Here is a 21,888-nt window from a genome sequence, read left to right on the forward strand (position 1 = left end):
ATTTCGATAACGCATCGTTATCAACTAATCCAAAAATGCCATTGGGAAAGAATCGCTTCCCGACAGTAGAGTCCTCGTTCAATCGCCGGATGATTCGCTCATTCGACGTGACCCAATAAAAACAATCAGGGGTTACCTCATGCAAACCATCTCCGAGCAGTTGCCCGCGCAGGCTCCCGCCTGCGAATTGGATTTCGAAGACCGGACCTACCGCAAGGTCATCTGGCGCATCCTTCCGGTCCTGCTGTTGTGCTACATGGCGGCGTACCTCGATCGGGTGAACATCGGGTTCGCCAAGCTCGACATGCTCAACGAGCTGCAGTTCAGCAACACCGTATATGCCTTGGGCGCCAGTATGTTTTTCTGGGGCTATTTCCTCTTCGAAGTCCCCAGCAACCTGTTGCTGCATCGCTTTGGCGCGCGGTTCTGGATTGCCCGGATCATGCTGACCTGGGCGGTGGTGTCCATGGCCGTGGCCTACACCGTGCCGCTGGCGGCTTTCTTCCACCTCGAATCGAGCACGATGTTCTATGTGCTGCGTTTCCTGTTGGGCATCTGTGAAGCGGGCTTCTTCCCTGGCGTGATCCTGTACCTCAACTACTGGTTCCCGACCCATCGGCAGAGCCGGGTGATGTCCGGGTTCCTGCTGGCGTTGCCGGTCAGCCTGACCCTGGGCGGGATACTCTCCGGTTGGCTGATGAACAGCATGCAAGGGGTGCATGGCCTGTCTGGCTGGCAATGGATGTTGCTGATCGAAGGCATTCCTTCGATCATCATGGCGTTCGTGGTGATCGTCTGCCTGGCCGACAACATCGACAAAGCCAAATGGCTTTCTGTCGCGGAAAAAGCCCTGCTCAAGGCCAACCTGCAAACCGACAACCAGGGCAAGGCCACGCGCTTGAGCGAAGTGTTCCTCAACCCGCGGGTGTGGTTGCTGGTATTGATCCTGCTGACCTTCAACACCGGCTTCTATGGCCTGGCGTTCTGGATGCCGTCGATCATCAAGAGCACCGGCATCACCAACAGCTTGCACATCGGTTTGCTGACCGCCATTCCTTACTCGGTGGCAGTGGTGGTGATGCTGCTCAACGCCCGGCACTCCAACCGCACCGGTGAGCGGCGCCTGCACGCGGCAATTCCGGCGTTCATTGGCGGCGCCGGCCTGATCCTCAGCGCGTTCTTCGCCGACAACCTGGTGTTGTCCGTGCTCTTTCTCAGCGTCTCCGCTTCGGGGATCCTCAGCCTGATGCCGATTTTCTGGACCCTGCCGGGCACCGTGCTGTCGGGCGTCGCCGCCGCAGCCGGGATTGGCATGATCAACGCCATCGGCAACCTGTCGGGTTTCACCGGTTCGATGATCACCGCCGTGGCCGAGACCCTCACGGGCAACATCAACAACGGCACCTATGTATTAGCCTTGTGTCTTTTGGTCAGCGGTGGACTGATCCTGGCCATTCCCGCCTCGATGCTCGGCAGGACACCCAAGCACGCCACCACGGCAGCCCAACTGGAGACCGCATGAACCTACAAAACAAGCGCGTACTGGTCACGGCAGCGGGGCAGGGCATAGGCTTGGCCAGCGCCATTGCCTTCGCCCGGGCCGGTGCCGAGGTGTTCGCCACTGACATCGATATCCACGCACTGGCGGGGATCGAAGGGATCACCGCCATGACCCTGGACGTCACGTCGCCCGTTGCCATCAGCGCCGCCTGCGAGCGCATCGGTGGGCTCGACGTGCTGTTCAACTGCGCAGGCTTCGTACACAGCGGCAACATCCTCGACTGCGACGAGGCCGCCTGGGCACGTTCGATGGACCTCAATGTCACGGCCATGTACCGGATGATCCGTGCGTTCCTGCCGGGCATGCTGGCCCGTGGCGGCGGTTCGATCATCAACATGTCGTCGGTGGCCTCCAGCGTCAAGGGCGTGCCCAATCGCTTCGCCTATGCCACCAGCAAGGCCGCGGTAGTGGGCCTGACCAAGGCCGTCGCCATCGACTTCGTCAGCCAAGGCATCCGTTGCAACGCGATCTGTCCGGGCACCGTGGATTCCCCCTCGTTGCGCCAGCGCATTGCTGACCAGGCCGCGCAGCAGGGCGTCGATGAGGCACAGGTCTACCGGCAATTTCTCGACCGCCAGCCCATGGGCCGCATCGGCCACACTGAAGAGATCGCGCAGTTGGCGTTGTACCTGGGCAGCGATGCGTGCGCCTACACCACGGGTGCCATCCACATCATCGACGGTGGCATGAGCATCTGAACCCCGGTCTTCACTTGAGCAGGAGCACGACATGAAACTATTGCGCTACGGCGAAAAAGGTTCGGAAAAACCCGGGCTGTTGGATGCCGACAATCAGATCCGCGACCTCTCGGCCCATGTGCCGGACATCGCCGGGCTGGTTCTCGGCCCGGATAGCCTGGCAACGCTCGCCGCCCTCGACCCGCGCAGCTTGCCGATCGTGGCCGGCCAGCCACGGATCGGAGCCTGTGTCGGCCAGGTCGGCAAATTCATCTGCATCGGCCTGAACTACGCCGACCATGCGGCCGAGTCGAACATGGAGGTGCCAAAAGAGCCGATCATCTTCAACAAGTGGACCAGTGCCATCTGCGGGCCGAACGACGACATCCAGATCCCGCGCGGCTCGCTCAAGACCGACTGGGAAGTCGAGCTGGGCGTGGTCATCGGGAAAGGCGGGCGCTACATCGACGAAGCGAACGCCCTGGAGCATGTCGCCGGCTACTGCGTCATCAACGATGTGTCCGAGCGCGAGTGGCAACTGGAGCGCGGCGGTACTTGGGACAAGGGCAAAGGCTTTGACACCTTCGGTCCCCTTGGGCCGTGGTTGGTGACCCGGGACGAAATCGCCGACCCGCATACGCTGGACCTGTGGCTGGAGGTCGACGGACACCGCTATCAGAACGGCAATACCCGAACGCTGATCTTCAGCGTGCCGCAACTGATTGCCTACCTGAGCCGCTGCATGAGCCTGCAACCTGGGGATGTGATCTCCACCGGCACGCCGCCCGGCGTCGGTTTGGGCATCAAGCCCAACCCGGTGTTCCTGCGTCCGGGCCAGACCATGCGCTTGGGAATCCAGGGCTTGGGCGAGCAGCGCCAGGTCACGGTGCAGGCGGACTGAGGGCTAGACCGGACCACTGCTATCGCGAGCAAGCTCGCTCCCACATTGGATCTTCGGCAGGCACACAATTCATGTGCCCCGCAGGCCCCTGTGGGAGCGAGCTTGCTCGCGATAGCGATGGTCTGGCTTAACCTCACTTGGGATCAACACGCCTCACGCGCTTCATCACCACCACAAAAAACACCGGCACAAACACCACCGCCAGTGTCGCGGTGATCATCCCGCCGATCACTCCGGTACCGATGGCCTGCTGGCTTGCCGAACTGGCGCCCGTGGCAATCGCCAGCGGTACCACCCCAAGGATGAAGGCCAGCGAGGTCATGATGATCGGCCGCAGGCGCAGGCGTGCTGCCTGGAGCGTGGCGTCGATCAGGTCGTGGCCTTCGTCGTACAGGCTCTTGGCGAACTCGATGATCAGGATCGCGTTTTTCGCCGACAGGCCGATGATGGTGATCAGCCCGATCTTGAAGAACACATCGTTAGGCATGCCGCGCAACGACACGGCCAATACCGCGCCGAGCACACCCAACGGCACCACCAGCAACACCGAGGTCGGGATCGACCAACTCTCGTACAGCGCCGCCAGGCACAGGAACACCACCAGCAGCGACAGGCCCAACAGGATGGGCGCCTGGCTGCCGGACAAGCGTTCCTGCAAGGACAACCCCGTCCATTCCTGGCCCAGTCCCGTCGGCCCCAGGGCCACCAGCCGTTCGATTTCAGCCATGGCTTGCCCGGTGCTGTAGCCCGGTGCCGGTTCACCGGAAATGCTCACCGCCGGATAACCGTTATAGCGGGTCAATTGCGCCGGCCCCTGGGTCCAGCGGGCCTGGACGAAGGCTGACAACGGGACCATTTTTCCGCTGTTGTTGCGCACATGAATCTTCAGCAAGTCTTCGACCTGGCTGCGCTGGTCGCCCTCGGCCTGGACCACCACCCGTTGCATACGCCCCTGGTTGGGGAAGTCGTTGATGTAGGTCGACCCCACCGCCGTGGACAACACACTGCCGACGTCGGCAAAGGAAATGCCCAGGGCATTGGCCTGCTTGCGGTCGACCTCCAATTGCACCTGCGGCGCCTCCGCCAGGGCGCTTTCACGCACATTCATCAGCATCGGGCTTTTGTCGGCGGCGGCGAGCAATTCGCTGCGGGCCTGCATCAAGGTGGCATGGCCGAGGCCACCACGGTCCTGCAAACGGAACTCGAAACCGCTGGAAGTGCCCAGGCCGTCCACCGGCGGCGGTAGCACCGAGAACGCCATGGCGTCCTTGATCTGGCTCAGCGCCAGGTTGGCGCGGTCGGCGATGGACGCCGCCGAATCATCGGCGCCGCGTTGCGACCAGTCCTTGAGAGTGGTGAAGGCCAGGGCCGCGTTCTGCCCACTGCCGGAGAAGCTGAAACCGAGAATGATCGTGCTGTCACCGACCCCCGGTTCACCGGCGTTGTGGGCTTCGATTTGTTCCACCACCTGCACCGTACGACTCTTGCTGGCACCCGGTGGCAACTGGATGTCGGTGATGGTGTAGCCCTGGTCTTCCACCGGCAGGAACGAGGAGGGCAGGCGACTGAACAGCAGGCCCATGCCCACCAGCAACACGCCGTAGATCAGCAGATAACGGCCGCTGCGTTTTACCGCATAGGCCACCCAACCTTGATAGCGCTCGCCGAATCGGTCGAAACTACGGTTGAACATGCCGAAGAAGCCGCTCTTGGCGTGGTGATCACCCTTGGCGACAGGTTTGAGCAAGGTCGCGCAAAGCGCCGGGGTCAAGGTCAGTGCGAGAAACGCAGAGAACAGGATCGAAGTCGCCATCGACAGCGAGAACTGCTGGTAGATCACCCCCACCGAGCCCTGCATGAACGCCATCGGAATGAACACCGCCACCAGCACCAGCGTGATGCCGATGATCGCCCCGGTGATCTGCCCCATGGCCTTGCGCGTGGCCTCTTTGGGCGACAAGCCTTCCTGGGCCATGATCCGCTCGACGTTCTCCACCACCACGATGGCATCGTCCACCAGGATGCCGATGGCCAGCACCATGCCGAACATCGTCAGCACGTTGATCGAGAACCCCAGCGCGAGCATCGTCGCGAAAGTGCCCATCAGCGCCACCGGCACTACCAGTGTCGGGATCAGGGTGTAGCGGATGTTCTGCAGGAACAGGAACATCACCGCGAACACCAGCAACATCGCCTCGCCGAGGGTGTAGATCACCTTGGTGATCGAGACCTTGACGAACGGTGAGGTGTCGTAGGGAATCTTGTATTCCACGCCGGCCGGGAAGTAGCGTGACAGCTCGTCCATCTTGTTGCGCACCAGGGTCGCGGTGTTCAAGGCATTGGCGCCCGGCGACAGTTGCACCGCCACGGCAGTGGACGGCTTGCCGTTCAGGCGCGTGGAAAACTGGTATTCCTGGCTGCCGATTTCCACCCGTGCCACGTCGGCGATGCGCACCGTCGAGCCGTCGGGGTTGGCCTTGAGCACAATGTCGGCGAACTCCTGCGGCGTGTTGAGCTGGCCTTTGACGACGATGGTCGCGGTGATTTCCTGGGTGCTGCGGCTCGGCAAATCGCCCAGGCTACCGGCCGACACCTGGGCGTTCTGCGCCACGATGGCGGCATTGACGTCGGCCGGGGTCAGGTTGAAACCGACGAGTTTCTGCGGGTCGATCCAGATCCGCATGGCCCGTTCGGCCCCGTACAACTGGGCCTTGCCGACACCGTCCAGGCGCTTGATCTCGTTCATCACGTTGCGCGCCAGGTAGTCGCTGAGGGCCACGTCGTCGAGCTTGCCGTCGCTGGAGGTGAGGGTGATCAGCAGCAGGAAGCCGGCGGAGACTTTGTCCACTTGCAGGCCTTGCTGGGTCACCGCTTGCGGCAGGCGCGACTCCACGGCCTTGAGGCGATTCTGCACGTCGACCTGGGCCAGTTCCGGGTTGGTGCCGGGTTGGAAGGTCGCAGTGATGGTGGCGCTGCCCAGGCTGCTCTGGGACTCGAAATACAGCAGGTTGTCGGTGCCGTTCAGCTCTTCCTCGATCAGGCTGACCACGCTTTCATCCACGGTTTGCGCCGAAGCACCCGGGTAGACGGTGTAGATCTCGATTTGTGGCGGGGCCACGACCGGGTATTGCGCCACCGGCAGTTGTGGAATGGCCAGGATACCGGCCAACAGGATGAACAACGCGACGACCCAGGCGAACACCGGGCGGTCGATGAAGAATTGCGGCATGGCTTAGTGTCCTGCCTGTGGCCCGGGAACCTGGGCGAGGGGAAGTGGGGTGTCATCGACCTGGACGTGCTCGCCGGGACGGGCGTGTTGCAGGCCTTCGATGACGATGCGGTCGCCGGGTTTCAAACCTTGCGTGACGACCCAGCGATCGTTTTGCGCGACGCCCAGTTGCACCGGTTGCTGGCTGACCTTCTGCTCGGCGTCCAGCAGCAACACCTGGGCGACTCCGGCGCTGTCTCGCAGGATCGCCCGTTGAGGCACGGTGATGCCCTGGCTATTGACCGCCTGTTCCAGGCGCACGCGAATGAAACTGCCAGGCAGCAAGTCCAGGTCGGGGTTGGGGAATTCGCTGCGCAGGGTGATCTGGCCGGTGCTCGGGTCGACGCTGAGGTCGGTGAACAGCAATTTGCCGGGTAGCGGATAGGGGCTGCCATCGTCCTGAATCAACGTGGCCTTGGCCTGGCCCTGGCCGACCGCTTGCAAAAGCCCTGAACGAAAGGCGCGGCGCAGGTCGTTGAGTTCGCGGGTCGACTGCGTGAGGTCGGCGTGGATTGGGTCCAGTTGCTGGATCAACGCCAACGGCGTGCTTTCGTTCTGCCCGACCAGGGCGCCTTCCGTCACCAGGGCGCGACCGATCCGTCCGGAAATCGGCGCGGTCACCGTGGCGTACCCCAGGTTCAGTTTTGCCCGCTCCACCGCGGCCTTGCTGGCAGCGACGTCAGCGGCGGTCTGGCGCACGCTGGCCCGGGCGTTGTCGTAATCCTGGCCACTGATCGCCTTGTCATCGATCAACTGGGCGTAACGTTGTGCCTGCAAGCGGGCCTGGAACGCATTCGCCTCGGCCTTGCGCAATGCCGCCTCGGCACTGTCCAGGTCGGCCTTGAATGGTGCCGGATCGATGCGAAACAGCACCTCGCCCTGTTTGACGTCGCGGCCTTCACGAAACACCTGCTGCAAGACCACGCCGGCCACCCGCGCCCGGACTTCGGCGACCCGCGGCGCGGCGATCCGGCCACTCAGCTCGTTGCTGATCGACAGTGGCCGGGCCTGGACGGTTTCAACGCGCACGCTTGCCAGCGGAGCGGATGCCTCCGGGGTCGAGGCGCTATCACAGCCACTGAGCAGCAGTGCCCCGACCAACAGGCCCAGTGTGACGAAAGGAATCTTGGACATGGTGCTTCCCCAATATTGAGCCGCCCATGGTAGGGGGCGAGGTCAATGGCAGGGGTGAAGCTTTGTAGGCGCTCTGTGAAATTGTGTAAGCACCCTAGTGGTCTGTTTCTGGGGCCACTAGATCCGAAAATGTCCCACCAACTGCTGTTGACGGTTGGCCATGGCATGCAGCGAGTGGCTGGCCTGCGATGCTTGTTCCATCTGGCCGGTCAAGGTCTCGCTGATCCCTCGAATGTCACTGACGCGATGGCTGATGTCCTCGACCACAGCGCTTTGCTCCAGGGCAGCGCTGGCGATCTGCTGGTTCATGTGCTCGATCACTTCCACGGCGTCGCTGATGTGTTGCAGTGCCGCCTGGGTCTTTTCGACTTGAACGACGCTGTCCCTGGCCTGCTCGCGGCTCAATTGGGTGCTGTGCACGACCTCCTGGCTCAACTGTTGTAACGCTTCGATCACCGTGCGTATCTGCTCGACCGAGTTCTGGGTGTTGCTGGCCAAATGGCGGACTTCGTCAGCCACCACCGCGAAGCCGCGCCCCTGTTCACCCGCCCTGGCGGCTTCGATGGCGGCATTCAAGGCCAGCAGGTTGGTTTGCTGGGCAATGGCGCAGATCACGTCCAGCACCTGGCCGATGTGTTGACTGTTGCCGGCCAGCGCCTGCACTTGCTCAAGCGTGGTCTCCAGGCGCCGGTCCAGGCTGTCGATGCTGGTGACCGCGTTGGCGAACAATTCACGTCCTGATCGGCTGGCGTTTTCGGCAACGGTGGCGGCATCGGCCGCCTGGTGGGAGTGGCGGGCCACTTCCTGGGCATTGGTGCTCATTTCATGCAGGGCGGTCGCGGCCAGCTCGACCTCCCGGTACTGCGTGTGCATGCCTGCGCTGACTTCCCGGGCCACCTGCGCCGAGGTATCGGCGGTGTCGCGGGTGTCCAGGGACGCTTGCTGGATATCGCGGATGATGGGCTGCAATTTGTCGAGAAAGCGATTGAAGCCCTTCGCCAGTTGGCCCAATTCATCGTGGCGGTCGTTGGGCAGGCGCTGGGTGAGATCGCCGTCGCCCTCGACAATGGCGTCGAGCATGTGCGCCACCCTGAGCAAGGGCCGTGTGACGCCGTAGGCCGTCAGCCAGATAAGCAATAATCCCAGACAACTGGCGAGCAAGCCCAGGCTGAGGTTGAACCAGTTGGACTGGCGACGCTTGTCGTCCAGCTGGGTCTGCATTTGCAGGGCTGGCGCTTGCACAAGCGACTCAGGCACGCGTATCTGCAATTGCCAGGGCGTATTGGCGGGAGCGGTTTGCACGGCTTGCTGAACGTCGATGGAGATGCCATCAACCGTGCCGCTATGGCCGGCAACTTGCCCTGACGGGGAAAGAATGTTGATCTCGCTGTGGCCGGGGTACAGGTCGTTGGCAAGGCTGGCGGCGAGTTGCTGAAGGGTATCGAGGCTGATGTCCATGCCCACCACGCCGATGACTTTGCCCTGGTCCAGCAACGGTATGGAGATGCTGCTCATCAACGTCTTCTGGCCTTCGACCTCGATCGCGTAGGGCTCTGTCACGCAGGTGCGCCCCTGGGTCTGCGGGCAGACGTACCAAGCGTTGGCCGGCTCGCTGCCCGGTGGTGCGGTGTTGGCACTGATCTGGGCTTCGCTGAGCACCTCTTGCACCAAATTGCCGGGTTGGCTTTGCGACCAGTACAGCGCAAAGCGACCTTTTTCATTGCCGGCCAGATCACGTTGGCCAGTGAAACCGACATCTTCGCCGATCAGCGCGTCGGGAAGCAGTACCACGTAGAAACCGAGGACTTTTTCGCGGTTTTGAAGGGCTTGGCGGGTCGCGGCGATCAGGTCCCGGCGCAGTTGCCCTGGCGTCAGTCGCCCGCTCCACGCTTGGGCGCGCAGTTGCAAGACCTGCTGGGCAAAACCTTCCCCATAGATCGCCGTTTCGCTGAAAAAGCGTTCCACCCGCTGACCATGGGCCATGGCCTGTGCCTGCAGGCCTTCCAGGGCCGAGCGCCCCAGCAGTTGACTGCTTTGCTGCTTGAGCAGCGTTGCGCCTTGCTGGTTCTGATACAAGGAAGCGCCGGTCAATGCCCCGACGACGGCGAGCAAGCACAGGCCACTCAAGAGCGTGATCCGCCATTGGATAGAGAGACGAGTGAAGAACATGCTGAGGTTTCCTGCGCTTAGGGATTTTTATTGTTCTGTGCCCAGCACTGTTTGAGGGACGGGCAAGGCTATCTTGCGAGAGGAAACGCCTGCCGGTTATCCCGAATCGGCAGCCGCTGCACGCGGCATGCAGGAGTGTTGACCTGTTTTGGGGCGCGGCTTTGGATGCTGCCGTTTTGGGATAGCGAAGGGTTTTGGCAAGGGCCTAGGATCGAATCCAGCGTGCAAGCAAAACAATAAGCTTTTGGAAGTCGGCGAAGCTGGCCGTCTCCGATCCAGCAACACTGCCTCATACAATAAGGTCAAGAACAATGAGTGTATCTTTCCCGATCAGCAGCTCGACGGAGTTGAAGCGCGGCGCCTTGGGTGTCGGTTTCATCATCTTCTTTGTGATTTCGGCGGCGAGTCCCTTGAGCGTCATCGCCGGCGGTTTCCCCATTGGCATCATGCTGGGCAACGGCGCTGGCACGCCGGCATTGCTGCTCCTGGCCTTGCTGGTGTTACTGGCGTTCTCGGCGGGCTACACCGCCATGTCCCGCCACATGACCAACGCCGGTGGGTTCTATGCCTTCACCTCCCGCGGCTTGGGTGGCCTGGCCGGCGGCGCGGCGGGCGTGCTGGCGATGTTTGCCTACAACATTCTGCAGGTTGGCCTCTACGGCATGTTCGGCGGCGTGGTCAGTGGCACGATGGCCAGCGTCTTTGGCCTGGACTTGCCTTGGTGGACCTATTCGTTGCTGGCGATGGCGAGCATCGCGATTCTTGGCTATCGCAAGATTGACCTGTCGGCCCGGGTGCTGTCGGTGGTGGTCATTGCCGAGTACCTGGCGATCCTGACGCTGGATTTCGCCATTCTCAAAACCGGTGGCGACAGTGGCATCAATCTCGATTCGTTCGATCGCAGCCATGTGTTCAGCGGCACGCCGTCCATCGGCTTGCTGTTCTGCTTCGCGGCGTTCATCGGCTTCGAGGCCACCACCATCTACGGCGAGGAGGCGAGAAATCCGCACCGCACGATTCCCATTGCCACCTACAGCTCGGTGTTGTTGATCGGTGGTTTCTATGCCTTGTCGGTCTGGGCGATGGTGATTGGCGTCGGGGCCGACAAGATCGTGCCGACCCTTCAAGCGCTCCAGGATCCCACCACGTTCATCTACGGCATGTCCGATCACTTTGTCGGCCCGCACCTGACCCAGATCATCCGCGTGCTGTTCATGGTCAGCATCTACGCCGGGCTGCTGGCGTTCCACAATGCCGCAGCGCGTTATTTCTATGCCATCGGTCGTGACGGTTTGCTGCACAGCCGGTTGGGCACCACCCATCGCGTGCACCAGAGTCCGCACATGGGCTCGGTCCTGCAAAGCCTGATCGCGGCGGTGGTGGTGCTGATCTTCGCCGCGCTGGACGCCGATCCGATCCTTCAACTGTTCGCCTGGTTTTCCAACCTGGCCACGCTGTGCGTGATCCTGCTCATGGCGCTGACCTCAGCGGCGGTGTTTGTCTATTTTCGCGCTCACCCGGAGCTGAAGCTGGGGCTCTGGCGCGGTCGGATTCTTCCGGTCTTTTCGTGCCTGGCATTGCTGGCGGTCCTGGCCCTTGCGGTGATTCATTTCGACGTGCTGACCGGCGCCAGCCAGCTTCTGTCCTATGGCCTATGCGCTGTGATTCCCGCCGCGCTGATCGTCGGCGTGTTCCTCGCCGCTCGATTGCGCAAGGTATCGCCCGAGCGGTTCATGGCGCTGGGAAGCCACAAGCTCTGAGGCGTCAGGCACAACGTCAATCCACCCAGAAAACAAGTCCGCTGTCGTTCGGGACGGTTCGTCAGCGCGTGAAAGGAAGGTTCTATGCACGATTATCAAATGCTCATCAATGGGGCTCGGGTCGACGGTGAAAACGGGCACTTTGATGTGCTCAATCCGGCGACCGCTACGGTGTTCGCTCGATGCGCGGCCGGTTCCCTGGCCCAGCTGGACCTTGCCGTCGAAGCGGCGCAGTCGGCCTTTGTCGAGTGGCGACACAGCACCCATGAAGATCGCCGCCAGCGCCTTCTGAGCATCGCTACCGATCTCGAACAGGAAGCCGAGGCGTTGGCCCGGCTCATTGTCCTGGAACAGGGCAAGCCGCTGGAATTGGCGTTCTCCGAAGTGATGGGTGCGGTGGCCTGGACGCGCTATGCCGCCGAGCAGCAGATTCCCGTGGAGTTGGTGGAAGAAACCCCGACCCAGCGTATTGAACTGCACCGCAAGCCGTTGGGCGTGGTCGCGTCGATCACGCCTTGGAACTGGCCGTTCATGATCGCTGTCTGGCACATCATGCCGGCATTGCGGGCCGGTAACTGTGTGATCAGCAAACCATCGAGCCTGACCCCCTTGAGCACCCTGCGCCTGGTGGAAGTCATCGCTCGCCACGTGCCTCGGGGCGTGATCAATAGCGTGACCGGTGAACAAGGGTTCGGCAGTGCGATCACCTCCCACGCCGGTATCCAGAAGATTGTCTTCACCGGCTCCACCGCCACCGGCCAGAGCGTGATGCGCGGCGCCGCCGGCAACCTCAAGCGCCTGACCCTGGAGCTGGGCGGCAACGATGCCGCCATCGTGCTGCCAGGCACCTCGGTCGCGGCGGTCGCCGAAGATATTTTCCAGGCCGCATTCCTGAACATGGGGCAGACCTGCGCTGCTCTCAAGCGGTTATACATCCACCAATCCCAGTACGAGGCCTTTGCCGAGGCCCTGACCCTGATCGCCCAGCGTCAGGTAGTGGGTGACGGCCTGGCGCCCGGGGTCACGTTTGGCCCGGTGCAGAACCTCGAACAGCTGGCGCTGGTGGAGGAACTGGTGGCGGATGCCCGCGCCCAGGGTGCGCGTGTGTTGTGTGGCGGTGCTCGTCTGGACCGCCCCGGCTTCTTCTATCCGCCGACGCTGGTCGCCGATGTGACCGATGGGCAGCGCCTGGTGGATGAGGAGCAGTTCGGGCCGGTGTTGCCGCTGATTGCCTACCAGGATGTCGAGGATGTCCTGCGTCGCGCCAATGCTGGCGACATGGGCCTGGGTGGATCGGTCTGGGGACGCGACAGCGAGCAGGCACAGGCCCTGGCCAGTCGCCTGGAATGTGGTATGGCCTGGGTCAACTGTCATGCGCAGATCCAACCGAATACGCCGTTTGGCGGCAGCAAGATGTCCGGGTTCGGCGTCGAGTTCGGCCTTGAAGGGTTGTTGGAGTTCACCGGCCAGCAACTGCTGTACGTACGCAAGCGTGAAACAGAGTGAGGAATGCAACCATGTACGAGCAATACAAGACAGCACCAAAAAAATTCTGGCACCCGATGAGTTCTTCGGCGCCGGCGAACCGGTCCAAGACGTTGATCATCGCCCGTGGCGACGGTAACTACATCACCGATATCGAAGGCCATCGCATGCTCGATGGGGTCGGCGGTTTGTGGAACGTGAACGTGGGCCATAACCGGGCTTCAGTGAAGGCGGCCATTGCCGCGCAGCTGGACGAACTGGCTTATTACCAGACCTTCGACGGCATCGCCCATCCGCGGGTGTTCGACTTGGCCGAGCGGCTGACGTCGATGTTCGCCCAGGAAAACATGACCCGGGTGTTGTTCAGCTCCGGCGGTTCCGATGCGGTCGAGACGGCCCTGAAAATGGCCCGCCAATACTGGATCGCCAGCGGCGAGCCAGGGCGCACGCGCTTTCTGTCATTGCGCAATGGTTACCATGGCGTGCACATGGGCGGCACCTCGGTGGGCGGCAACGGCGTGTATCACTACAACCACGGGCCGCTGCTGGCTGGCTGTCATCTGCTCGACACGCCGTGGCTGTACCGCAACCCCTGGGACTGCCGCGATCCGGAAGAACTGACCGCTCACTGCATTCGTCAGTTGGAAGACCATATCGCACTGCTCGGCCCGCAGACCATTGCCGCGCTGATCGCCGAACCGGTGCAAGGTGCCGGCGGTGTGATCGTGCCGCCCGCGTACTACTGGAAGAGGCTGCGCGAAGTCTGCGACCGCCACGGCATCCTGTTGATCGCCGATGAAGTGGTGACGGGTTTCGGCCGCACCGGCTGCATGCTCGGCAGTCGTGGCTGGGGCGTCGCTCCCGACGTACTGTGCCTGGCCAAGGGCATCACCGCCGGTTACATCCCCATGGGCGCCACGGTCTTCAACCAGCGCATGGTCGATGCCATCGAGAACGGCCCGGGTTTCAGCAACGTAATCATGCACGGCTACACCTACAGCGGGCACCCGACTGCCTGTGCGGCGGCCCTGGCAGTGCTGGACATCGTCGAGGCCGAGGATTTGCCGGGCAACGCCGGGAAAGTCGGTGCCCAGTTGCTGGAGCAACTGCAACCGCTGACCGAACGTTATGCAGTGGTGGGCGAAGTGCGTGGCAAAGGCTTGATGATCGCCGTGGACCTGGTGGTGGACAAGGCCACGCGCGAGCCGCTTGACCCTGCAACGGGCCTGGCCTCGCGCATCGCCGAGCAGGCGCGCCTGGCCGGCGTATTGATGCGCCCGATAGGCAACAAAATCGTGATGTCGCCGCCGCTGACTCTCACGTCCGACGAGGCCGCCATGATGGTCGGCGCGTTGGACAGCGCACTCGCTGACTGCCGTTAGCCCGGCCAGCCGGTGCCGCTTGCGGTGCCGGCTCCTGCATATAAAAACAGCCTACAAGGGCGCACCATAAGGAGCTCCAGCCATGCGAAATCTATCGCGTATGGGATTTTTCGGCAGTGGCCTTGCCTGTACGCTGGCGCTCTGCGCTGCGAGTCAGGTCCAGGCCTATGAGTTGTATGCCGATGACGATACTCACCTCAACGCCGACATGCTGGCCGTGTTCGGTCTTTTCAACAGTCGCAAGAATTACGACGGCAGGCCAGGTGGTTCAACCTGGCGCGAAGGCTTCATCAAGTATGGCGTCAGCGGCGACCAGGGCCTGGCCGGCCATGGCACCGCCTACGGGGCGTTCAGCCTGGTCAGTTCCGCCACCTGGGGCGATGGCGACGCGGCCGGCAATACACTGGGCAGCGAGCGCAAGACGAAGATTGAAGACGCTTACCTGGGTTGGCGTTCCGCCGATCTGTTCCCCGTATTGGGACAGGACGGTGTCGATATCTCCGGCGGTCGCCAGGTGGTCAAGCTGGGCAGGGGCTTCCTGATCAACGATGACGGGCCGAACCTGGGCAAGGGGCCTGCCGATGGTCGCTTGAATCGCGGTGGAGCCTATTACCTGGCTGCCCGGCACGCGTTCGATCAAACCGCCGTATTACGTCTCGGCGGGCAGGATGGGCTGCATGGCAGTGTGGTGTGGCTCAAGTCCGATAACCGCGCCCAGGCCGAAACCGAACTGGCCGCCGGTACGCTCGATTACACCGCCAAGGCGGGCACGTTGGGGCTGACCTGGATACATGGCCTCGACGTGAACGAGCAGTGGGCCAGCGATTTCCAGAAGCAACGCAAGGGCATGGACGTCTACAGCATTCGTGGTGAAGGTGACGCGGGCATCGAGAACGCCAGCCTGGCATTCGAATACGCCTGGCAGGACAAGGACGCCGGCCCGCAGAACGCCTGGTACGCCGAGGCCGGCTACACCTTTGCCGATCTCGCCTGGGCTCCGAAGCTGACGTACCGCTACAGCCGTTATTCCCAGAAGTGGGACTCGCTGTTCACCGGGCAGAGCACGGGCTATGGCACCTGGTTCCAGGGCGAAGTCGCGGGTAACTATGCAGGGCCCTTCAACAGCAATACGGCTATCCACCATGTCGGCTTGAAGGCCACGCCATTGGAAAACCTGACCCTTGGCGTGTTGTATTTTGATTTCAACACGGTACGCAAGGATAACGCCCTGAACCTGGATGCCCGTGAGCTGGATCTGTATGCCGAGTGGGCGGTCAACGAGCATGTGATCATCACTCCGCTGATAGGCCTCTACAAGCCGGATCGGGATGCAACGACCGGGGCCAATCAAGTGGCGGGCAATGGCACCAACGTGTACAGCCAGGTGACGGTGGCCGTTCCGTTCTGAAGTAGGGGGTGTTCGATAAAACCTGTGGCGAGGGAGCTTGCTCCCGCCGGGACATGTAGGAGCTGCCGAAGGCTGCGATCTTTTGATCTTGATCTTTCGCTTGGGACTCAATGGGGGGGCGAAAAGATCGCAGCCTCGCTTCGCTCGACAGCTCCCACAGGGCAGCGGTGTGGCCGCACCTCCGGTTTCTAGCCGATGGCAGGCGGATTCTGCATTCTCTCGGCAATCCGCCGGGTGGTGTCCATCACCATTTCAATCACGGTTTCCTGGCGCAGCAGTTTGAAGCTGTCGGTGCTGCCGACGGCTGAAAGGCTGCCCACCACCTCGTCGAGCCCAGGGTTGATGATCGGTGCCGCGATACCGGTGAGTCCCAGGTTGAGTTCGTCGTGGGTCATGCAATAGCCGTCCTTGCGGATCTTTTTCGTCACTTTGGAGAAGCTTGCCCAGTCATAGCCGTTGTCGGGGTCGTTGGCCATGTGTTCTTCGAACAGGCGTTGCAGGCGCCGTCCCTTTTGGAAGGCGATCAGCACCTTGGATTGCGCACCGCGAAAAAACGGCAGCGGCTGGCCGCGACCGAATGCGAACTGGTAGGTGTCGTTGGGTTCGGCGATGTAGGTGTTGATGATGTGGCCGTCATAGAAAACGCTGGCGAACACCGCAAGGCCCGTGGCTTCGGACAGCTGGTGCATCAACTCGCGGCCCGCCACGAGGATCGGGTCGTACTGGCGCATCATCCAGTCGAGCTCGATGATCCGTGGCCCCAGGCCGTAGCTGCCGGCATCCACCCTGACCAGCAGGCCCGCATCACACAAATCCTTGACGTAGCGGTACACGGTCGCCCGTGACAGGCCCATGCGCTCGGCGATGGTGTCGGGGTCGATCTTCAGCGTTGCCGGGTCGAACAGGTCCAGCACACTCAGCATTTTGCTCAGACTGCTCATTTCGCTCCTAAAGGGGGGGATGGCGCGTAGGTGGTCGTTGGGTGAGCACTATAGGTAGGTGCGCCGATGATGAAAAGCCCGCTCGCTCGGCGAACAGGGCGTTGCCACGATACGTCAGCGCTTGAGAAAAACATACATATTGAAGGTGGTATTTACGTCATATTTTTGCATAAATCTCAAAATAAGAGTTTTTATGTATAAAAATGCTTGAGCGTAGGGTTTTTCTGTGTGATAAATCTCAGCCACTGCAAACGCTCGATCAAGAGGGCTGGAAATGAATGGTGCGCAACTGATAGTGAAAGCGGCGGTGGCGAGTGGTATCGAATACTGCTTCGCCAATCCCGGAACGACTGAAATTCCCCTGGTGGCAGCCATGGCCAGTGCGCCAGCCCTCAAGTCGGTGTTGTCCTTGTTCGAAGGGGTGTGCACCGGTGCTGCGGACGGCTATGGCCGGATTGCCGGCAAGCCGGCGATGACCCTGACTCACCTGGGGCCAGGCTTTGCCAATGGCATTGCCAACCTGCACAACGCGCGTCGCGCCAACACCCCGATCGTCAACGTCATCGGCGATCACGCGTCATGGCACGTCAATTACGATCCGCCGCTGGCCAGTGATATCCAGGCGCTGGCCGGGAGTGTTTCCGGATGGGTGCGCACATCGCGCACCGCATCGGGTGTCGGCGAAGATTTCCAAGAGGCAGTGCGTGCCGCCTGGCAAGCCAACGGACAGATCGCCAGCCTGATTCTGCCGATGGACCTGCAAGCCAACACGGTGCAGCACGAGAAAGCCTTCACGACATTGCAGGCCCCGGTTCGCCGTTTTGCCGGTGACCGGATCGAGGCGGTCGCCCAGGCCCTTCGCGATGGCCAGCGCCTGGTGTTTATCGTTGGCGACCAAGGCTTGTCCGTCGCCGGACTCGAAGCGGCGGGGCGCCTGGCACAACTGCCAGGCGTGCGCCTGTTCGCCGAAACCTTTCCACGCCTGAGCTATCGCGGTGGTGGTTTGCCTGACCTGGATCGCCTGCCTTACTTCCCCGAAGTGGCCATTGAGATTCTTGACCAGTACGACGCGGTGGTGTGCGCCGGCGTGCCGGACCCGATCAGTTATTTCGGCTACGAAGGCATTGCCTCTCGCCTGGCCGAACGTGAACGCCTGCTCTGCCTGGCGGAAGTAGGGGACGATGTTGCCGGCGCGCTCACTGCGCTTGCCGATGCGCTTGAAGCGCCGGCTTATGTGCCAACGCCAACCGGTATCGAGCTGCCGCCAAGCGAAGCTACGTTGACACCGCAGTCCGTGGGTCAGGTGCTGGCTGCGTCGTTGCCCGACGATTGCATCGTTTCGGTGGAAGGCGGGACGTGCGGCTATCCGTTCTTCACCGCTTCGGCCCATGCCGCACGGCATCGGGTCTTGACCAACACCGGTGGCGCCATCGGCCAGGGCATCCCGGTGGGTTTTGGCGCCGCCATGGCCGAGCGCGGCAACCGCGTGTTCTGCCTGCAATCGGACGGCAGTGCCCAGTACACCATCCAGACCTTGTGGAGCATCGCCCGCGAGCAACTGCCCGTGGTGATCCTGATCGCAGCCAACCATCGCTACGCCATTTTGCAGAACGAGCTGCGCCGCTTCGGCATGACCGAGCTGGGCCCCGAGGCCCTGAGCCTGACGGTACTGGACCGTCCACGCATCGATTGGAAGGCTTTGGCCAAGGGCTACGGCTTGCCGGCCAGCACCGTGCACACCAATGGTGAATTGCAGCGCGCCCTGGCCAACGCCAAGGCCGATGGCGGTCCTTGCCTGATTGAAATGGCCCTGTGAAGGAGCGGATATGAACCCGATTCAATTGTTACCTGCCGTCGAGAAGTTCCTGTCGCAGCCCGGGCGCCTGTTTATCGGCGGGACCTGGCAGGACGCCGCCAACGGCCGCCGGTTTTCCGTGGAAAACCCGGCCACTGAGCACATCCTGGCGGAAGTCGCCGAAGGCGGCGAACGCGACGTGGATGCCGCCGTCGCTGCCGCCCGCGCGGCCTTCACCGGGCCCTGGGCGCAGCACTCACCGGCCCAGCGCGGGTTATTGCTGTTTCGCCTGGCGGAACTGCTTGACCAGCATCGCGAAGAGCTGGCGCAACTGATCACCCTGGAAAACGGCAAGCCAATCGCCGCGGCCCGGGGGGAAGCGGCCAGTGCGGCCAATATCATTCGTTATTTCGCTGGCTGGCCGACCAAGATCGAAGGCAGCACGCTGCCGGTATCGCCGTCCAGCGGCGCGCCGATGCTCAACTACACCTTGCGCGAGCCGGTGGGCGTCTGTGCCTTGATCGTGCCGTGGAACTTCCCGCTGACCATGTGTGTGTGGAAGCTTGGCCCGGCGCTGGCGACCGGTTGCGTCGCGGTGCTCAAGCCCGCCGAACAGACGCCTCTGGTTGCGATTCGCCTGGTGCAGTTGATCGAGGCCGCCGGTTTCCCGGCCGGGGTGGTCAACCTGCTCACCGGCCTCGGCGTGCATACCGGCGCACCGCTGGCCCAGCACCCGGACGTGGACAAGATCGCCTTCACCGGTTCGACCCAGGTGGGACGACTGATCGCCCAGGCGGCCACGGGCAACATGAAGAAGGTCTCCCTGGAGCTGGGTGGCAAGTCCCCCAACATCATCCTGCCGGACGCCGATATCGTCCGTGCCGCCAAGGGCGCTGCCGACGGCATTTTCTACAACCAGGGGCAGGTCTGCACCGCCGGGTCGCGTCTCTACGTGCACGCCAGCGTCCTCGATCAGGTGCTTGAGGAACTCCAGCGCCATGCGGCCGCCCATGTGTTGGGGCCAGGCCTGGATCCGGCCAGCAGCATGGGCCCTCTGGTCTCGGCCCGGCAATTGGGCACGGTGCATGGCTACCTGCAACGCGGCCAGGAAGAAGGCGCCGAGCTGATCTGCGGCGGTGATCGGCCGGCCCACCTGGAGCGCGGCCACTTCATCCGGCCCAGCGTGTTTCTCGATCGCGCCGAACGCGCCTGTGTCGCCCGGGAGGAAATCTTCGGGCCGGTGCTGACCGTCATGAGCTGGACCGAGATCGATGAACTGGTGCTGCGCGCCAACGACTCGCCCTATGGCCTGGCCGCCGGGCTCTGGACCCGTGACTTGCGTTCCGCCCATCGCGTGGCCGCCCAGTTGAAGGCCGGCTCGGTGTGGATCAACTGCTGGAACGTCGTCGACCCAGCCTCGCCATTTGGTGGCTACAAGCAATCCGGCTGGGGCCGGGAAATGGGTAAGAACGTGATCGATGCCTACACCGAAACCAAAAGTGTCTTCGTCGATCTCGCCTGAGCCGAACAATCACAAGAGGAACTGCTATGGATCTGGAATTACAAGGCCGCGTGGCGATCGTCACTGGCGGTGGCATGGGCATCGGCAAGGAAGTCGCGCGCTTTCTGTCCCAGGAAGGTTGCAAGGTGGTGATCTGCGCGCGGCGCATGGAATACCTCCAGCAAGCCGCCGAGGAAATCACCGCAGAGACCGGCAACGAGGTGCTGCCGCTGTTCTGTGACACCAACCAGATGTCGGCGGTGTCCGACATGGTCGAGGCTGCCCACAAGCACTTTGGCCGCATCGACATCCTGGTCAACGGCGCCGCGGCCCCGTCCGGTGTGGTGCGCAACGACATCGAGCACGCCGGCGACGACGAACTGCTCTCGGACCTCAACACCAAGGTGATCGGCTATTTCCGTTGCGCCAAGGCCGTGACCCCGCACATGAAGGCCGGTGGCTTCGGTCGCATCATCAATATCGGTGGCCTGACCGGGCGTGGCAGCAAGGTCCTCTCGGGCATGCGCAACCTGGCCATCGCCCACATGACCAAGACGCTTTCCGACCAACTGGGCCCAGCCGGCATCACGGTCAATCTGATCCACCCCGGCGTCGTGGACACCCCGCACATCCAGGAGCTTTACGAGCGCGAAGGGATCAAGCAGGGCAAGACGCCCGAGCAGGTGGAGCAGGGCTACATCGACGCAACGCCGATCCGACGCACCCTGGCACCCATCGAAATGGGCTGGCTGATCGGTTTCCTCGCATCCCCCAAGGCCGGTGCGGTGACCGGGGAATCCATTGGTATCGACGGCGGCTTGACCCGCGGCATCTTCATTTGAGGAGCAGCAGTGATGAGTAACGGAACCCTTTTGGTCGCCACCGTAGGGCAGGCGGTCATCCGCAGCGCCGACGCTGGCCGTACCTGGCATCGCCTGGGCCTGGGCCAGGACCTGGAATTCGACGCGATCACCCGCTCCCTGAGCTTGCATCCAGGGACGCCTGAGGTGATCTATGCCGGCACCGATGTCGGCCTGTGCATCAGCCGTGATACCGGAGGCCATTGGCAGCGGGTGGATTCGCCATTCAACGGCCAGACCGTCTGGAAGGTGGCCGTGGATCCTCAGGACGCACAGCGGATTTTCGTCGGCACCGGTGCGCCGTCGCGCGCGGTGCTGTGGCGCACCCTCGATGGTGGCCAGACCTGGGAACGTGCCCCGGTAGAGATCCCGGAGTTTTGCGAAGGGGTCAGCCGTCCACGCTTGCTGGCTTTCGCCTACGACCCGACCGATCGCAACCAGTTGTGGTTCGGCCTGGAAGAGGGCGGGTTGTTCCACAGCCGTGACGGTGGCGATAGCTGGACCCGTGTCGATGACCGCCTGCTGTGGGACTTCAACTCGGACGTGCACAACATCGTGGTCCTGCCCAACCACGGGCAAAAGGTCATCGTGGTGGTGTGCGTCAACGCCGTTTACCGCAGCCTCGACGAGGGGCAGACCTGGACCGGCATCGTCGCCCGGGAAACCTTCGGCCTGTACTACGTGCGTGCCATGAATGCAGCGCTGGGCAGCGAGGATACGCTCTACCTGAGCATTTCCGACGGCACCCCTGGCACGACCAGCAAGGTGCTGGTCTCCCGGGATGCCGCCCTCAGCTGGGAAGTGCTGCCACTGCCGCAACAGCCCAACTCCTGTGTCTGGGCGATTGCCTTGAACCCTGCCGACCCTCGCCAGATTGTCGCCGGCACCAAGTACGGGCATCTGTTCACCTCCGAGAACGGCGGTGACGGCTGGCAGAAGCAGTGGCGTGAATTCAGTGAAATCGCTGATGTGCTCTGGACGCCCGCGGTGGCGCAAATCAAGTCCGGGCATCAATCCATCATCAAGAAGAACTGAGGTATCGCGCG

15 protein-coding genes and 1 pseudogene are annotated in these 21,888 nt (G+C 62.5%); 11 read left to right on the forward strand and 5 right to left on the reverse strand.

What is annotated here, in order from left to right; translation table 11 throughout:
• The first annotated feature begins 139 nt into the window (after positions 1–139).
• The 3 genes from KGA89_RS12405 to KGA89_RS12415 are packed head-to-tail and all read left to right on the forward strand — an operon-like array spanning position 140 to position 3,139.
• Positions 140–1,522, forward strand: a complete 1,383-nt coding sequence (locus KGA89_RS12405; RefSeq protein WP_003200772.1) for an MFS transporter — start codon at positions 140–142, stop codon at positions 1,520–1,522.
• Positions 1,519–2,259, forward strand: a complete 741-nt coding sequence (locus tag KGA89_RS12410; RefSeq protein WP_003200774.1) for an SDR family oxidoreductase — start codon at positions 1,519–1,521, stop codon at positions 2,257–2,259. Before KGA89_RS12405 ends, KGA89_RS12410 begins: the two co-directional genes overlap by 4 nt.
• A gap of 31 nt (positions 2,260–2,290) precedes the next feature.
• Entirely contained in the window at positions 2,291–3,139 is an 849-nt protein-coding gene (locus KGA89_RS12415; RefSeq protein WP_003200777.1) for an ureidoglycolate lyase, read from the forward strand.
• Positions 3,140–3,272: 133 nt separating this feature from the next.
• Here KGA89_RS12415 and KGA89_RS12420 read toward each other — a convergent pair whose 3' ends face one another.
• The 4 genes and pseudogenes from KGA89_RS12420 to KGA89_RS30790 form a co-directional block, all read right to left on the reverse strand.
• Complete coding sequence (locus tag KGA89_RS12420) at positions 3,273–6,368, reverse strand: efflux RND transporter permease subunit (protein ID WP_223471689.1); 3,096 nt, start codon at positions 6,366–6,368, stop codon at positions 3,273–3,275.
• 3 nt (positions 6,369–6,371) lie between these two features.
• A complete protein-coding gene (locus KGA89_RS12425; RefSeq protein ID WP_223471690.1) occupies positions 6,372–7,541 on the reverse strand; it encodes an efflux RND transporter periplasmic adaptor subunit in 1,170 nt (389 codons plus the stop codon).
• Between the two features lie 117 nt (positions 7,542–7,658).
• Positions 7,659–8,414, reverse strand: a complete 756-nt coding sequence (locus KGA89_RS30785; protein ID WP_371916756.1) for a methyl-accepting chemotaxis protein — start codon at positions 8,412–8,414, stop codon at positions 7,659–7,661.
• Between the two features lie 102 nt (positions 8,415–8,516).
• Positions 8,517–9,710 (reverse strand): annotated as a pseudogene (locus tag KGA89_RS30790) (HAMP domain-containing protein); the annotation flags it as partial.
• Between the two features lie 311 nt (positions 9,711–10,021).
• Here KGA89_RS30790 and KGA89_RS12435 point away from each other — a divergent pair.
• The 4 genes from KGA89_RS12435 to KGA89_RS12450 all read left to right on the forward strand — a co-directional run bounded on the left by KGA89_RS12435 (position 10,022) and on the right by KGA89_RS12450 (position 15,745).
• A complete protein-coding gene (locus tag KGA89_RS12435; RefSeq protein WP_003200784.1) occupies positions 10,022–11,470 on the forward strand; it encodes an APC family permease in 1,449 nt (482 codons plus the stop codon).
• An 84-nt stretch (positions 11,471–11,554) separates the two neighbouring features.
• Positions 11,555–12,976 (forward strand): aldehyde dehydrogenase family protein, encoded by a 1,422-nt coding sequence (locus KGA89_RS12440; protein WP_223471692.1) that lies wholly within the window; start codon positions 11,555–11,557, stop codon positions 12,974–12,976.
• Between the two features lie 11 nt (positions 12,977–12,987).
• Entirely contained in the window at positions 12,988–14,337 is a 1,350-nt protein-coding gene (locus KGA89_RS12445) for an aminotransferase class III-fold pyridoxal phosphate-dependent enzyme (protein ID WP_223471693.1), read from the forward strand.
• Positions 14,338–14,419: 82 nt separating this feature from the next.
• A complete protein-coding gene (locus tag KGA89_RS12450; protein WP_223471694.1) occupies positions 14,420–15,745 on the forward strand; it encodes an alginate export family protein in 1,326 nt (441 codons plus the stop codon).
• 188 nt (positions 15,746–15,933) lie between these two features.
• Here the strand turns inward: KGA89_RS12450 and KGA89_RS12455 are convergent, their stop codons facing one another.
• Positions 15,934–16,686, reverse strand: coding sequence for an IclR family transcriptional regulator (locus KGA89_RS12455; protein ID WP_223471695.1), 753 nt, complete (start codon positions 16,684–16,686; stop codon positions 15,934–15,936).
• A gap of 274 nt (positions 16,687–16,960) precedes the next feature.
• Here KGA89_RS12455 and KGA89_RS12460 point away from each other — a divergent pair, with 274 nt between their 5' ends.
• The 4 genes from KGA89_RS12460 to KGA89_RS12475 are packed head-to-tail and all read left to right on the forward strand — an operon-like array spanning position 16,961 to position 21,877.
• Positions 16,961–18,502, forward strand: a complete 1,542-nt coding sequence (locus KGA89_RS12460) for an acetolactate synthase large subunit (RefSeq protein ID WP_223471696.1) — start codon at positions 16,961–16,963, stop codon at positions 18,500–18,502.
• 10 nt (positions 18,503–18,512) lie between these two features.
• Positions 18,513–20,003, forward strand: coding sequence for an aldehyde dehydrogenase family protein (locus KGA89_RS12465; RefSeq protein WP_003200795.1), 1,491 nt, complete (start codon positions 18,513–18,515; stop codon positions 20,001–20,003).
• A gap of 26 nt (positions 20,004–20,029) precedes the next feature.
• Positions 20,030–20,824 (forward strand): SDR family NAD(P)-dependent oxidoreductase, encoded by a 795-nt coding sequence (locus KGA89_RS12470; protein WP_003200796.1) that lies wholly within the window; start codon positions 20,030–20,032, stop codon positions 20,822–20,824.
• Positions 20,825–20,836: 12 nt separating this feature from the next.
• A complete protein-coding gene (locus tag KGA89_RS12475; protein WP_223471697.1) occupies positions 20,837–21,877 on the forward strand; it encodes a VPS10 domain-containing protein in 1,041 nt (346 codons plus the stop codon).
• Positions 21,878–21,888: the final 11 nt, after the last annotated feature.

This window comes from Pseudomonas sp. A-RE-22, from assembly GCF_019956035.1.
Lineage (GTDB): Bacteria > Pseudomonadota > Gammaproteobacteria > Pseudomonadales > Pseudomonadaceae > Aquipseudomonas > Aquipseudomonas brassicacearum.

Bases quoted from the DNA above. Each gene is read 5' to 3' on its own strand.
- KGA89_RS12405 (WP_003200772.1), top strand. From the start codon at position 140: ATGCAAACCATCTCCGAGCAGTTGCCCGCGCAGGCTCCCGCCTGCGAA.
- KGA89_RS12410 (WP_003200774.1), top strand. From the start codon at position 1,519: ATGAACCTACAAAACAAGCGCGTACTGGTCACGGCAGCGGGGCAGGGC.
- KGA89_RS12415 (WP_003200777.1), top strand. From the start codon at position 2,291: ATGAAACTATTGCGCTACGGCGAAAAAGGTTCGGAAAAACCCGGGCTG.
- KGA89_RS12420 (WP_223471689.1), bottom strand. From the start codon at position 6,368: ATGCCGCAATTCTTCATCGACCGCCCGGTGTTCGCCTGGGTCGTCGCG.
- KGA89_RS12425 (WP_223471690.1), bottom strand. From the start codon at position 7,541: ATGTCCAAGATTCCTTTCGTCACACTGGGCCTGTTGGTCGGGGCACTG.
- KGA89_RS30785 (WP_371916756.1), bottom strand. From the start codon at position 8,414: ATGCACACGCAGTACCGGGAGGTCGAGCTGGCCGCGACCGCCCTGCAT.
- KGA89_RS12435 (WP_003200784.1), top strand. From the start codon at position 10,022: ATGAGTGTATCTTTCCCGATCAGCAGCTCGACGGAGTTGAAGCGCGGC.
- KGA89_RS12440 (WP_223471692.1), top strand. From the start codon at position 11,555: ATGCACGATTATCAAATGCTCATCAATGGGGCTCGGGTCGACGGTGAA.
- KGA89_RS12445 (WP_223471693.1), top strand. From the start codon at position 12,988: ATGTACGAGCAATACAAGACAGCACCAAAAAAATTCTGGCACCCGATG.
- KGA89_RS12450 (WP_223471694.1), top strand. From the start codon at position 14,420: ATGCGAAATCTATCGCGTATGGGATTTTTCGGCAGTGGCCTTGCCTGT.
- KGA89_RS12455 (WP_223471695.1), bottom strand. From the start codon at position 16,686: ATGAGCAGTCTGAGCAAAATGCTGAGTGTGCTGGACCTGTTCGACCCG.
- KGA89_RS12460 (WP_223471696.1), top strand. From the start codon at position 16,961: ATGAATGGTGCGCAACTGATAGTGAAAGCGGCGGTGGCGAGTGGTATC.
- KGA89_RS12465 (WP_003200795.1), top strand. From the start codon at position 18,513: ATGAACCCGATTCAATTGTTACCTGCCGTCGAGAAGTTCCTGTCGCAG.
- KGA89_RS12470 (WP_003200796.1), top strand. From the start codon at position 20,030: ATGGATCTGGAATTACAAGGCCGCGTGGCGATCGTCACTGGCGGTGGC.
- KGA89_RS12475 (WP_223471697.1), top strand. From the start codon at position 20,837: ATGAGTAACGGAACCCTTTTGGTCGCCACCGTAGGGCAGGCGGTCATC.